Source organism: Coriobacteriaceae bacterium (genome assembly GCA_025992855.1).
Taxonomy (GTDB): Bacteria; Actinomycetota; Coriobacteriia; order Coriobacteriales; family Coriobacteriaceae; genus Collinsella.
Window position 1 is genome coordinate 24,002 of sequence record DAJPGB010000001.1, and the last position, 13,068, is coordinate 37,069.

Here is a 13,068-nt window from a genome sequence, read left to right on the forward strand (position 1 = left end):
GGACTCCCATGACCACCCCCGACGAAAAGACATTCGCCACGCTCACCAAGCTGTTTGAGGAGGAGTTTGGCCCCATCGGCGATCGCCAGGTGCTCTACGTGCACGCACCCGGCCGCTCCGAGATCAGCGGCAACCACACCGACCACGAGGGTGGCCATGTTATCGCCGGCTCGCTCGATGTCGCTGTCGACGGCATAGCCGTGGCGACCGACACCAACAAGATTCGCGTCGCCGACGAGGGCTATCCTACGTTTGAGATCACGCTCGACACGCTAGACATTCAGGAGTCCGAGAAGGGCACGTCCGCGAGCCTCGTCCGCGGCATGGCCCATGAAATCGCTGCTCTGGGCGTTGAGCCCCACGGCTTCGACTTCGCCTTCACCTGCTCCGTCCCCTCGGGCGGTGGCCTTTCCAGCTCTGCTGCCGTCGAGGCCGCGTACGGCCGTGCCATGGAGACGCTCTGGGGCGCGCCCGCCATTGAACCCGTCGCACTCGCCCAGATGAGCCAGCGCACCGAGAACAACTACTACGGCAAGCCCTGCGGTCTAATGGACCAAGCTGCCGTGTGCCTGGGCGGCCTCGCCTACATGGACTTTGAGGACCAGGCTCAGCCTAAGACCCAGAAGCTCGAGCTCAACTTTGAGGATCACGGCTATGCGCTCGTGCTCGTTAAAGTTGGCGCCGACCATGTGGCAGCCACCGACGACTACGCCGCTGTTCCGCGCGAGATGCAGGACGTCGCCGCCGAGTTTGGCAAGGCACGCCTGTGCGAGGTAAACGTGGCGGACTTTGACGCCAAGCTCCCCGAGCTGCGCGCCAAGCTGGGCGACCGCGCCTGCCTGCGCGCCGTTCATTACTGGTACGAGAACGGCCTGGTCGATAAGCGCTGGGCGGCCCTGAACGCCGGCGACATTGACCAGTTCCTGGTCCTGACGCGTGAGTCCGGCGCCAGCTCCGCCATGTACCTGCAGAATGTTGTTGCCAAACTGGGTGCCGAGCAGCCTTCCATGTACGCGCTTGCTCTTGCCGAGCATGTGCTCGACGGCCGTGGCGCCGTTCGTATCCACGGCGGCGGCTTTGGCGGTACCATCCAGGCCTTCGTGCCGCTCGAGCTGGTCGACACCTTCATTGCCAAGATGAACGGCTGGCTTGGCGAGGGCTCTGCCCGCCACTACGCGATTTCTGACAAGGGGGCTTACGCGGCATGGCTGTAATGACTGATGTGCGCGAGGCCGCGCAGGGCCTCATCGAATATGCCATCCACCGATCGATGATCGGCCAGGACGATCGCATCTGGGCATACAACACCGTTCTCGAGTGCATCGGCGCCACGGGGCCGGCACTCGACATGGCCTGGGCACTCCAGGTTGAGAAACTCTCGCTCTTGCACCCCGATACCCTGCCCGACTTTGACCTTGAAGGCACGCTTGCCGCGCTTGCCGAGACTGCCGTTGCCAACGGTGCTGCCGAGGACACGGCGTCGGGCCGCGATCGCATCGCCATGCGCATCATGGGCGCGCTCATGCCGAGGCCTTCGGTTGTAAACGAGGAATTCAATGGGCGTATGGGCGTCAACGAGCCCCGTGCCGCGACCGACTGGTTCTACGGCCTGTGCTGCGACGCCGGCTACGTGCGCCGTGCCGCCATCGCGCGCAACATCAAATGGAGCACCCCCACCAACTGGGGCGATCTTGAGATCACCATCAACCTGTCCAAGCCCGAGAAGGACCCGCGCGATATCGCCGCGGCAGGTGCAGCTAAGAACACGGACGAGAAGTATCCCGCCTGCCAGCTCTGCATCGAAAACGAGGGCTATCCCGGACGCTCCGCCGCAGCCGACGGCGGAGCTCACCCCGCCCGCCAGAATCTGCGCGTTATCCCCATCCAGCTCGACGGCGAGCGCTGGGGCTTCCAGTACAGCCCGTACGCGTACTTTAACGAGCACTGCATTGCCATGAGCTCCGAGCATCGTCCGATGCACGTCGACCGCAAGGGCCTGACCTGCCTGCTCGACTTTGTGGACCTGTTCCCGCATTACTTCATCGGCTCCAACGCCGACCTGCCCATCGTGGGCGGCTCGATCTTGTCGCACGACCACTTCCAGGGCGGCGCACACGAGTTCCCCATGATGCACGCCGCCGAGGTCTCGCAGTTTAGCGTGCCCGGTTTTGACCAGGTCAGCGGTAGCGTGCTGCAGTGGCCGCTCTCGGTGCTGCGCCTGCGCTCGCATGACCGCGCTCAGCTGCTCGATGCCGCCGAGAAGATTATCCTCGCCTGGCGCGAGTGGAGCGATGAGTCTGTTGGCGTCATCGCGCACACAGCCGATGGCGTGGCGCACAATACCGTGACGCCCGTCATTCGCCGCGTAGACTCCCGCGGCAACGCCGGCGGCGAAATCTACGAGGCCTACCTGGCGCTTCGCTGCAACATCACGACCGACGAGCATCCGCTGGGCGTTTTCCACCCGCATGCCGAGTATCACCACATTAAGAAGGAGAACATCGGCCTGATCGAGGTCATGGGCCTGGCGATTTTGCCGCCGCGCTTGGTTCCCGAGCTCGGCGCTGTCCGCGAGCACCTGCTGGCGGCCAAGGCCGATGCCAGCTACGATCTCGCCGGTGCGCTCGAGGGCGACGACCTTTGCCGCAGCCATGCCGCATGGGCCGAGGACGTCTTTGCTCGTCGTGCCGATGAGCTTACGGCGGATAACGCTATCGACATCCTGCACGAGGAGGTCGGTGTGGTGTTTGGCCACGTGCTCGACAACGCCGGCGTCTTTAAATGGGACGAAGCCGGCCGTGCCGCCCAACAGCGCTTCATCAACTCGCTGTAGCATACGAGTTCGAGCCTCATCAGCGGCCACGACATAACCGCCCACACGACAACGGCGCCCGCCGGCAACATCGCCGACGGGCGCCGTTTTTGAATGTAGTCGTTGGGGACGTTCTTAAACGACTAGTCAAACAAGAACGTCCCCAACGATTAATGACTCGAGCGTGGAAAATCTCCCACTTTGAGCTCGTATGGGCACCAAAAGCGGGAGATTATCCACGCTCATTCTATTAGGAGTCGCAACCGCTACAACTCTACGACCTCAACGTTGTTGTAGATCTCGTCCCAGCGGTCCATGACCAGGTGGCCGGTCTTGGGATCCATGGCGTTGAGCTTGCCGCAGGTATTGGCGGTCTTGAGCACCGTGACGTCGTCGGCACCGGCAGCGATGGCATGCGCAAAGCCGGCGATGGTCGAGTCGCCGGAACCCGTCGCGTTCACAGCCGCAATCGCGGGCGTCTTGGCGTGGAACGCGCGACCCTCATGGAAGCCCACCGAACCGGCAGCGCCCATCGAAACGACAACCCAGGGGATACCGGCAAAGCGGCCATCGGCGGCAAGCGCCTCGCGTAGGGCATCGACATCATCGGTCGTAAAGGACGTACCCAGCAGGCCGTTAATCTCGGTCAGATTGGGCTTTACGAGCTCAGGCTTAGCGTCGGACTCCAGCGCGGCCTCCAGCGATGCACCCGAGGTGTCGAGCAACACCTTGGCACCCGCCTCCTCGGCGATCTTGACGAGCTCGGCATAGTAGCCGGCATCGACGCCACGCGGCAGCGAGCCCGAAAGCGTCACAACGTCCGCCTTCGCTGCAAGCTCGGCGAACTTGGCCGTAAAGGCCTCGAGCTCGGCCGGGGCAATCTGCGGGCCGCTCTCTAACAGCTCGGTCTGATTACCCTCGTGCAGAATATTCAGGCAGATGCGCGTCTCGCCGGCAATGGGCACAAAGTCGTTCTTGACGCCATCAACATCCATAAGCTCGGCCATATAGGCGCCCATGTGGCCGCCGAGCAGACCGGTCGCGAGCACGTCGTCGCCCAGCTGCAGCAGCACACGGCTCACGTTGAGGCCCTTGCCGCCAGCAGTCTTTTCGGGCGTCACACGGTTCACGTCGTCGATGATCAACTTGTCGAGCTGATAGCGCGTATCAATCGACGGGTTCATGGTAACGGTCAGAATCATATTGAACTCCTGTTTCCGGGGCACGACACGCGCGGCCCCAAACATACGATAGCTCGTTAAAGGATCTCGATCTCAAAGCCGCGGGTGACGGTCTCCCCCGGCTTGGCAACCAGGCAGCCACGCTTGTGCTCCAGAATATCGTCCTCGTCGGAGCAGGTGGACAGACCACCCCACGGTTCAACAGCCACAAAGTCGCCCTCGGGCTTGCTCCACACAATCAGGTACGGCATATCGGGGAACGTCAGGCGCACGCCCTTGTCCTCGGTTTTCTTGGTCAGCGTAACCACGTGGCTCTCGAGCACATCAAAGATGGTCTCGGCGAAGTCGAAGAGCTCATGGGTAAGCGGCAGATCGTGGCCGACCATCGGGTTCTTGCTACGGTGCTCGACATCGATCAGGCCTGTGGAGGGAACAGCGGTGCAAAGCTCGGTCGCCTCACGCTGATCGAAACGAAGTTCATAGTCGTCGTAGGACTCACCCTCGTCGAGCGGGCACTTAAAGCCGGGGTGACCACCCACAAAGAATGGCATATCCTCGATGCCCTCATTGGTCACCTCGTACGACACGGCCACCTTTTCCGAATCGATCGTGTAACGAGCAACGATCTTAAACGGATACGGGTACTGCTCGAGCAACTCGGCATGGTCGGCAGAGCTTAGGCTCAGCGCGACCATGTTGTCGCCCTGCTCCTCGAGCTTCCACTCCTGTTTGCGAGCAAAGCCGTGACGGGCAAGCTTGACCTCGTGGCCGCCCATAGTCATTGCGTGACCATCTCGAAGGCCGCCGCAGATCGGGAAGCAAATGGGTGCCTGGCCCGACCAGACCGAAGGATCACCCTGCCACAGGTACTCACGGCCGTTAGCCGCAATAGAAGTGAACGACCCGCCCGCCGTGCTCAGTGCTACGCGGATAGAACCGTTATCAAGAACAAACTCCATAGGAGCCTTCCCTTTCTTACGACAGCCCGCCAAGTCAATAGGGCCGATAGAAAACCGGCCCGCGCCCCCTCACAGAAACGCGAGCCGTCAACGGGCTAGTTAATTACGCCGGATACCCGCTAATCATGGTATTCGCCGCGGTCCCACTTCTCCAGGAACTCGTCAAAGAAGTGCGGGTCAGCCTGAGCCTCGGCGTCGGCCTTGTTGCAGGCATCGATCTTGGCGATCAGGGCATCGTGCTCGGGAGTCTTCTCGTAGGGCTCCTCCAGGAAGGCAAGCATGATATCGGCCATCAGGAACTCGCCGGTGATCTTGCCGCCAAAGCCCACGATGTTGGCGTTGAGCTCGCGGCGGGCATACAGGGCAGAGGTCATGTCGCGAACCAGGGCGCAGCGAGCGCCGGGAACCTTGTTGACGGCGTTGGTGATGCCGATGCCGGTGCCGCACAGGGCCACGCCAAAGTCGGCCTTGCCGCTGGCAACAGCCTCGCCCACGGCCTTGCCGTAGATGGGATAGTGCGTGCGGCTGTGGCTGTAGGTGCCGCAGTCGAGCACCTTGTAGCCAGCCTGCTCCAGGCGGTCGGCCAGATAGATCTTCTCGTCCGTAACGATATGGTCGCAACCGATTGCGATGGTCTTCTTCATCAGAACGTCCTTTCGTCTGAATTCACAAGTTGAGATAGAAGTTCGAGTTCTCGGTGGCTCTCGTTAGGCCATCTTGTTGAGCATGTCGACACGGATCTGGTGACGACCGCCGGCGTACTGAGCGCGCAGGAACTCGCGGGCGATCTTCTTGGCGACCTCGGCACCAACGACACCCGGGCCCATGGTGACCATGCGCGAACCGTTGTGCTCGCGGGTCATGTAAGCGGAGCGCTCGTCGGAAATGTTGGCGACGACCATGCCCTTCATCTTGACGGCGGCCATATAGGAGCCGACGCCGTACTTATCGAACGCAAAACCCTGGGAATCCTTGTGCTCCAGCAGGTCCTTGGCGACGGCGGTCGCGGAATCGACAAAGTCCACGGCAGGGGTCTCGGAATAGTCGACGACCTCGTGACCGTCGGCGATGAGCATCTCCTTGATGGACTCCTTCATCGACATACCGTCGGCATCGGAAGCGATTACAACCCTCATGACATCCTCCTTGAGAGATACGCAGGTGCGTAGTTTCTGTTTGGAAGTGTTGAATCGCGTTCAGGTCCGGGCATCTGAATGTGCGGTTCTTCACTGTTCATGTTTATTTGAACACATTCGAACAGTAACTGCAACAACTATTTGTTTATCTTTGTTCTTTTTTGAACAAATACCGTTCAAAGATGATTGCTGACCGTTTGGGCACGGCACGGACGTAGCGACCATGCGTTCAGTAAACAAAAAGGGCGGCCGAGAACGTGTCTCAGCCGCCCTTCGGCGGTATTCCCCGGTATATACAGCTGTTTTAGCTACTCAGACCGTCCGCTCTTCTTGGCATGTTTGGACGGAGCACTCAAGAAGCGACCCGTCAAATAGTTCGCCGGGCCGGAAATATCAACCCCCAGTAGCACGTGCCCCAGCCACAAAAACGCCGCGAGCACCAGAAGTGGAATCACGCACGAGGTCACGATCATCACGATGACACCTTCGATGAGGTCAGTCACCTGCTGCACGATCTCGTCGGTCATCTGTTTGGCACCACTGGTTACCGACGTGACGAGACCCGAGGCGCCGTCGGCAAGCTGCTCAAGCACATTCTTGGACTCTGTGGACTCGGTCTTTTTCTTGCTTACTTTGGAGCTGTCGCTATCTGCCGCACCCGCAGCGTCGGCCGCCTTTTGCTCGGCCGCCTCGATGCTCACTCGATACGTTTCGTCGACCTTTTGCGACACCCACACGCTCGCAGGCACCAACGCCATGCCGATCATGGCAACCACCAGCACGCGCGTTGCCACACGACGCAGGACAGCGCTGGTGCTCCAGCGTCCGTGAATGCCAAGCGACACCGCAAAGAGTACGAGCGAGAACGGGATTAGGATGCCCAAGCCCACCGACCATAAGATAGTGAGCAAATATTTCTCGAGGTAGAGCACGGCGAGCACAATGCCCAGGTTGCCCGAAAGCTGGGCGAGCTGCTCGGCCACCGGCGTTCCCGTGTCGCCCGGCAGCGCGGTGATGCCCGCAGACAACGCCACGCACGACGTCGTGAGCGCCAACACGTTGCCCTTCTTTTGGTCGATGACCTCGATAGTTGAGTCCCAGGTCTTGGTGTCGGCAAAATGCGGGCGCGCGACAAAACCCGACAGAAGCGCCAGTACCACGAGCGCAACGATGAACCCGATCTGCAACTTTTTGTTTGCACACACGACATCGGACAGGCTGGGTTGCAGCTCCGTCACCGTCGTATGCTCGGTTATTTGGACGGGGCGCCCATGGGCCATCTCGTGTGCGTCCTTCTTTTGAATCGATCCGTTGTCCGGCATTTGGACCCCTCATTCCGGCCTGTATTGCGGATGGAAGTATACCCACGAAACAAAATATCCAACAGCGCCGAATGAGCTGCGGTGAAATAGGGACTGTTTTTGCTGTTAGAAGGCCCAATCAGTCCCTATTTCACCGCAACTTAGGCTGAGGGACAGAAAAGCCCTGCTGCAGCGTGCAACAGGGCTTTTGGAAGGGGACTTGGTTGTGAGCGCGCGTTAGGCGAGCTTGGCCTCGAGCTCGGCGATGCGCTTGTAGGCATCGATGGTAAAGCGGGTCTGCTTCTCCAGGATCATGGTCGTCATGAGGGTGTCCTGAGCATGGGCCATGATGAAGGTCATCTCCATCTCGCCGCCGCCGGCCTCCTGCGAAAGCAGCTTGGTCTGCGTGTCATGGGCACCGATGAGCGCCTCGCTGGCATCCTTGTGCAGCTGCTCGGCCTTCTCAAAATCACCCTCGCGGGCAGCATCGAGTGCAGCGAGCAGGTCGGTCTGGGCGTCACCCGCGTATGCGACGATCTCGAATCCAACCATCGAGATTTCTTCTTTGGTTGCCATATTGCGTTCCTTTCACATATGAACCAATGGAGAGCATCGCGTCCGGGCATACGCGCTGCGTTGTGTATGCCAGAAACATTAACATTCAAACAAAAAAGAACAATGCAAAACGCATTTTTGAGCTATGAACGGTCGATTTTTGCCCGCGAACGGTTTCTAAACCATTTCAAACAATATCGAACATAACGAGCTGCAACCCAAACAGGTCCGCACCCTAGCGCAAATCGCACACCGTATCGCCCTCGACGAGCACGCCGGGGATCAGCATGTGCTCCACGCCCGGTGCGACGTCCTCGGCGCCGGCAATCTTGTCGACCGCCCACATGCCAACGCGTTTGTTATCAAAACGCACCGTAGTCAGGCGACGATCGGGCACGATATCGCCCAGGCTATCGTCAACGCCCACCACGCTCACATCCTCGGGCACGCGCTTCCCGCGCGACTCGAGCCCGCGGATGCAGCCATAGGCCATGGCGTCGTTGGAGGCATAGATGGCCGTGCAGTTCGGATCGTCTGCCAACGCCTGCCCTGCGGCATATCCGCTCTGCGCCGTCCAGTCGCCACGAACAAGCCGCGGCGGCTCAATGCCATGCGCACGTAGCGTCTCGCGCCAGCCCTCCTCGCGCTGCATGCCCGAAAGCGAGCGCTCGGGGCATGAGATAAAGTGCACGGTCTTGTGCCCCTGCTCCAACAAGTACTCGACCACCTGGCGCGAGCAATCGAACTGGTCGTTATCGACCGTTGAACAGAGCGGGTGCTCCAGCATGGTAACGAGCACCGTCTGCATACCGGGCAGCGGCTCGAAGGTGCCAAAGTCCGCCGGCATGCGATTCATGATCACAACCATGCCATCCACCGGAAGTACGCTCATGCGCGACGATGCGCTCTCGAGGGTATAGGGATGTCCATCTACTTTAGTAAGGGTGATGGCATAGCCGTGCTTGTCGGCGGCGGCGGCAAAGCCCTCCATGCGGTCGAGATTGCCGGTACCGGTAATGTTGAACATGGCGACGCCGACGGTCTTGAACTTGCCGCGACGCAGCGAACGGCCGGCAAAGTTTGGACGATACCCCAGCTCGCGCATGGCGGCACGCACGCGCTCCTTGGTCTCGGGACGCACGCTGGGCGAATCGTGCACGGTGCGCGAGACCGTCTGCTCCGAGACGCCCGCGAGACGCGCCACGTCCTTAACGGAAACCGATTTTTTAACAGCGGCCATAGGTCGATCTTTCTATGTCAACGATGCCATCGCGGACATCCCAACAGACAAAATGAACGCCTCCAAGTATATCCAACGCCTCCCCGCAATACGCTTACCACCCAAAACCTACCGTTCACCGACAATCCCGCTTCCCCGGACGGCTTTTGTCGTCCAAATGTTAACGTTGCCATTGCGCAAACACAGGGCCACCGGGCGGCTCAAACGTTCACGCGTAAGGAATCGATGGTTCGCAGGCACAGGAACCACCGGTTCGCGTCTTTTTTTGTGTCGCAAAATGGCAACGTCAACATTTTGGCAACCGAACGCCAAGAGCTACCATCGTTGCTAACCCACCGACTCTTAGGAGCATTGTATGGAGCAACTCATCGCCATCATCGAAAAGGGCCAGCCCTTTTTCAACGCGATCGCCCGCAACAAGTACCTCAAGGCGATCCGCGACGGCTTTATCTCCGTCATCCCCATCATCATCTTCTCGTCCATCTTCTGTCTGGTAGCCTCGGTCCCCAACATCTGGGGTTTCTACTGGCCCGATGACATCAACAACGCCCTGTGGAAGTGCTACAACTACTCCATGGGCATCCTGGCCATCGCCTGTGCCGCCACCACGGCCAAGCACTTCGCCGACGCGCAGAACCGCGACCTGCCCAAGAATAACCAGATCAACTTTATCTCGTGCATGTGCGCGGCCATCATCGGCTTCCTGCTCCTTTCGAGCGACACGATCGCCACGGACGCCGCCAGCGGCTTCAACACCACCTACCTTGGTTCCAAGGGCCTGCTGACCGCCTTCATCGCTGCGTTTGTGACCGGCATCATCTACAAGTTCTTCATTAAGCGCAACATCACCGTCAAGATGCCCGAGCAGGTTCCGCCCAACATCTCGCAGACCTTTAAGGACATCATCCCCTTCTCCGTCTGCATCACCGTCTTTTGGGTCTTTGACATCGTCTTCCGCGCTGCCTTTGGCTTCTGCTTTGCCCAGGGCGTCATCCAGGTGTTCCAGCCCCTGTTCACCGCTGCCGACGGCTACATCGGCCTCGCTGTGATCTACGGCGCTATGAGCCTGTTCTGGTTCGTCGGCGTCCACGGCCCCTCGATCGTCGAGCCCGCCATCGCCGCCGCCCTCGTTGCCAACATGACCGACAACCTAGCTGCGTTCCAGGCTGGTCAGCACGCTTCCGCTGTCCTGACCCAGGGTGCCCAGTACTTCGTCGTCTGCATGGGCGGCACCGGCGCCACGCTCGTCCTGGTCTTTATGTTCTGCTTCCTGGCCAAATCCCAGGAGATGCGTGCCGTCGGTAAGGCAGCCATCGTCCCCGTGTGCTTTGCCGTCAACGAGCCGCTGCTGTTCGCCGCACCCATCGTGCTCAACCCCGTCTTCTTTGTCCCGTTTGTCTTTGCCCCGATCGCCAACATCTGGATCCTCAAGATCTTTATCGACTTCTTGGGCATGAACGGCTTTATGTACACCCTGCCTTGGACCGTCCCCGGCCCCATCGGCACCATCATGGGTCTGGGCTTCCAGCCGCTCGCCTTTGTGATGCTCGCCCTTATCCTGGTCGTCGACTTTGTTCTGTACTACCCGTTCTTCCGTGCCTATGACGCACAGAAGTGCGCCGAGGAGGCCGAGATCTCCCAGGAGGAGCTCGCCGCCAAGAACGCCGAGAAGGCCGCCAAGCTCAACGATGCCTTCCAGGGCAAGGCTGACGCCAAGAGCGTTGCCGCCGGCGCTGCTGCCGAGGCCGTGAAGGCCGACTCCCCCGCCGCTTCTGCAGCACCCGCTGCCGAGGCAACGACCGCCAGCGACCTCAACGGCAAGCGCGTGCTCGTGCTCTGCCAGGGTGGCGGTACCTCGGGCCTGCTCGCTAACGCGCTGGCCAAGGCCGCCAAGGAGCGCGGCATCAATCTTGAGACCGCTGCCGAGGCATATGGCAACCACGTCGACATGCTCCCCGACTTTGACCTAGTCGTCCTGGCCCCGCAGGCTGCCAGCTACCTGGCCGACCTGCAGAAAGACTGCGAGCGCGTGGGCAACAAGTGCGTCGCCTGCCGCGGCAAGCAATACATCGAGCTCTCCCAGAACGGCGATAAGTCTCTCGCCTTCGTCTCCGAACAACTTTCGAAGTAAGTAACGCCCAGGGCCAGCCGACCATCCAAGACCGGCTGGCCCTTCGATTTAGACGATTGGATCATCATGTCCGTTAACCCTGTTAGCGTCACCAACCCGCCCGCGCAGTTTCCCGAGGACTTTGTCTTTGGCGGCGCCACTGCTGCCTACCAGGTAGAGGGCGAGACCCGTACCCACGGTAAGGGCAAGGTCGCCTGGGACGACTTCCTGGAGGCCCAGGGGCGCTTCTCCCCCGATCCCGCTTCGGACTTCTACAACCAGTACCCCGTCGACCTGGAGCTGTGCGAGGAGTTCGGCATCAACGGCATTCGCCTCTCCATCGCCTGGAGCCGCATCTTCCCCAACGGCACCGGCGAAATCAACCCCGAGGGCGTCCAGTTCTACCACGATCTCTTCGCCGAGTGCCACAAGCACCACGTTGAGCCGTTCGTCACGCTGCATCACTTCGATACGCCGCTTCCCCTCTTTGAGAAGGGCGACTTCCTCAACCGCGAGACCATCGACGCCTTTGTGGACTTTGCCACCTTCTGCTTTAAGGAGTACGCCGACCAGGTGACCTACTGGTTCACCTTTAACGAGATCTGGGCCGACGCCTCCAACACCTACATCGAGGGCACCTTCCCCGGTGGCGTCAAGGCGCATCTGGCCGAGGCCTTCCAGTGCGAGCACAACATGATGCTCGCCCACGCCAAGGCCGTGCTGGCCTTCCACAACGGCGGCTTTAAGGGCAAAATCGGCGTCATCCAGTCGCTGGAGTTTAAGTACCCGCTCAACGAGAACGACCCCGCCGACATCAAAGCCGCCAACAACGAGCACGTGCTGCAAAACCAGTTTTTGCTCGACGCCACCTTCCGCGGCGACTACGCGCCCGACACCCTCGAGTGCGCCAACCGCCTGGCTGCCGTCTCGGGCGGCACCATCGAGATCTTGGACGAGGACCTCGAGATTATGCGCGAGGCAGCGCTCTACAACGACTACCTGGGCGTTAACAACTATCAGTGCCGTTTTTTGAAGGCTTACGATGGCGAGAACGACCTGCACCACAACGGTACGGGCGAGAAGGGCACCGGTCGCTGGCGCGTCAAGGGCATTGGCGAGCATGTGAACAAGCCCGGCATCCCCACCACCGACTGGGACTGGATCATCTATCCCGAGGGTCTGTTCGATCTGCTCGTCTACATTAAGCAGCACTACCCCAACTACAAGCAGATCTTCATCACCGAGAACGGCATGGGCTACAAAGACCCCTACAAGGACGGTTTTGTGGACGACCAGCCGCGCATCGACTACATCGAGCAGCACCTGCGCTGGTTGCTCAAGGCCATGGAGGTGGGCGTCAACGTGGGCGGCTACTTCCTGTGGAGCCTGCAGGATCAGTTCTCCTGGACCAATGGCTACAACAAGCGTTACGGCTTCTTTTACGTTGACTTTGAAACCCAGAAGCGCACGCCCAAGGCAAGCGCCTACTGGTACAAGCACGTGGCGCAGACCCGTCGTCTGGACTAGTGGCTGGCGGGGTTGCCCGCTCACACAACCTGTCCCCATTTCTCAGCCGGGGGCGGCACGTCACACGGCGCGCCGCCCCCGGTCTTTTTGTTTTTGGGCTGGTCGGGAGCCGTTTGTCTCGATCTGTAACATCTAGCCGAGTTTTTTGGTCCTAGCTGTTACAGATTGAGACGAACAGGATTACTCTTTCCGAAGAATCTAAATCTGTAACACGTAGCCCGCTTTTGACCGTCTACCTGTTACAAAT

The 13,068-nt window shown here is 60.2% G+C and carries 11 protein-coding genes; 4 read left to right on the forward strand and 7 right to left on the reverse strand.

Features of this window, described 5'->3' with window-relative positions; translation table 11 throughout:
* Positions 1–8: 8 nt before the first annotated feature.
* Both OIL88_00100 and OIL88_00105 read left to right on the forward strand, forming a co-directional pair.
* Positions 9–1,214, forward strand: a complete 1,206-nt coding sequence (locus OIL88_00100) for a galactokinase (protein HJI70792.1) — start codon at positions 9–11, stop codon at positions 1,212–1,214.
* Positions 1,205–2,833 (forward strand): UDP-glucose--hexose-1-phosphate uridylyltransferase, encoded by a 1,629-nt coding sequence (locus tag OIL88_00105; GenBank protein ID HJI70793.1) that lies wholly within the window; start codon positions 1,205–1,207, stop codon positions 2,831–2,833. Before OIL88_00100 ends, OIL88_00105 begins: the two co-directional genes overlap by 10 nt.
* 245 nt (positions 2,834–3,078) lie before the next feature.
* Here OIL88_00105 and OIL88_00110 read toward each other — a convergent pair whose 3' ends face one another.
* The 7 genes from OIL88_00110 to OIL88_00140 form a co-directional block, all read right to left on the reverse strand.
* On the reverse strand, positions 3,079–4,014 hold the full coding sequence (locus OIL88_00110) for a hexose kinase (protein HJI70794.1): 936 nt from the start codon (positions 4,012–4,014) through the stop codon (positions 3,079–3,081).
* Between the two features lie 56 nt (positions 4,015–4,070).
* Positions 4,071–4,952, reverse strand: a complete 882-nt coding sequence (locus OIL88_00115; GenBank protein HJI70795.1) for an aldose 1-epimerase family protein — start codon at positions 4,950–4,952, stop codon at positions 4,071–4,073.
* A gap of 119 nt (positions 4,953–5,071) precedes the next feature.
* The gene (gene lacB / locus OIL88_00120) at positions 5,072–5,596 is read right to left on the reverse strand and encodes a galactose-6-phosphate isomerase subunit LacB (GenBank protein ID HJI70796.1); all 525 of its coding nucleotides are present in this window, start codon (positions 5,594–5,596) and stop codon (positions 5,072–5,074) included.
* A gap of 63 nt (positions 5,597–5,659) precedes the next feature.
* Positions 5,660–6,088: a galactose-6-phosphate isomerase subunit LacA gene (gene lacA / locus OIL88_00125; GenBank protein ID HJI70797.1), complete on the reverse strand. Its 429-nt coding sequence runs from the start codon at positions 6,086–6,088 to the stop codon at positions 5,660–5,662.
* A gap of 308 nt (positions 6,089–6,396) precedes the next feature.
* Entirely contained in the window at positions 6,397–7,410 is a 1,014-nt protein-coding gene (locus OIL88_00130) for a hypothetical protein (GenBank protein ID HJI70798.1), read from the reverse strand.
* 216 nt (positions 7,411–7,626) lie between these two features.
* Positions 7,627–7,965, reverse strand: coding sequence for a PTS lactose/cellobiose transporter subunit IIA (locus OIL88_00135; GenBank protein ID HJI70799.1), 339 nt, complete (start codon positions 7,963–7,965; stop codon positions 7,627–7,629).
* A gap of 214 nt (positions 7,966–8,179) precedes the next feature.
* Positions 8,180–9,184: a LacI family DNA-binding transcriptional regulator gene (locus tag OIL88_00140; protein HJI70800.1), complete on the reverse strand. Its 1,005-nt coding sequence runs from the start codon at positions 9,182–9,184 to the stop codon at positions 8,180–8,182.
* Positions 9,185–9,539: 355 nt separating this feature from the next.
* On the opposite strand from OIL88_00140, the gene OIL88_00145 reads away from it, so the two are divergent.
* Entirely contained in the window at positions 9,540–11,315 is a 1,776-nt protein-coding gene (locus OIL88_00145; GenBank protein HJI70801.1) for a lactose/cellobiose PTS transporter subunit IIB, read from the forward strand.
* Positions 11,316–11,381: 66 nt separating this feature from the next.
* Entirely contained in the window at positions 11,382–12,821 is a 1,440-nt protein-coding gene (gene lacG, locus OIL88_00150; protein HJI70802.1) for a 6-phospho-beta-galactosidase, read from the forward strand.
* Positions 12,822–13,068: the final 247 nt, after the last annotated feature.

Coding starts and splice junctions, on each gene's coding strand:
- OIL88_00130 (HJI70798.1), bottom strand. CDS start 7,410: ATGCCGGACAACGGATCGATTCAAAAGAAGGACGCACACGAGATGGCC.
- OIL88_00110 (HJI70794.1), bottom strand. CDS start 4,014: ATGATTCTGACCGTTACCATGAACCCGTCGATTGATACGCGCTATCAG.
- OIL88_00105 (HJI70793.1), top strand. CDS start 1,205: ATGGCTGTAATGACTGATGTGCGCGAGGCCGCGCAGGGCCTCATCGAA.
- lacA (HJI70797.1), bottom strand. CDS start 6,088: ATGAGGGTTGTAATCGCTTCCGATGCCGACGGTATGTCGATGAAGGAG.
- lacG (HJI70802.1), top strand. CDS start 11,382: ATGTCCGTTAACCCTGTTAGCGTCACCAACCCGCCCGCGCAGTTTCCC.
- OIL88_00115 (HJI70795.1), bottom strand. CDS start 4,952: ATGGAGTTTGTTCTTGATAACGGTTCTATCCGCGTAGCACTGAGCACG.
- lacB (HJI70796.1), bottom strand. CDS start 5,596: ATGAAGAAGACCATCGCAATCGGTTGCGACCATATCGTTACGGACGAG.
- OIL88_00135 (HJI70799.1), bottom strand. CDS start 7,965: ATGGCAACCAAAGAAGAAATCTCGATGGTTGGATTCGAGATCGTCGCA.
- OIL88_00100 (HJI70792.1), top strand. CDS start 9: ATGACCACCCCCGACGAAAAGACATTCGCCACGCTCACCAAGCTGTTT.
- OIL88_00140 (HJI70800.1), bottom strand. CDS start 9,184: ATGGCCGCTGTTAAAAAATCGGTTTCCGTTAAGGACGTGGCGCGTCTC.
- OIL88_00145 (HJI70801.1), top strand. CDS start 9,540: ATGGAGCAACTCATCGCCATCATCGAAAAGGGCCAGCCCTTTTTCAAC.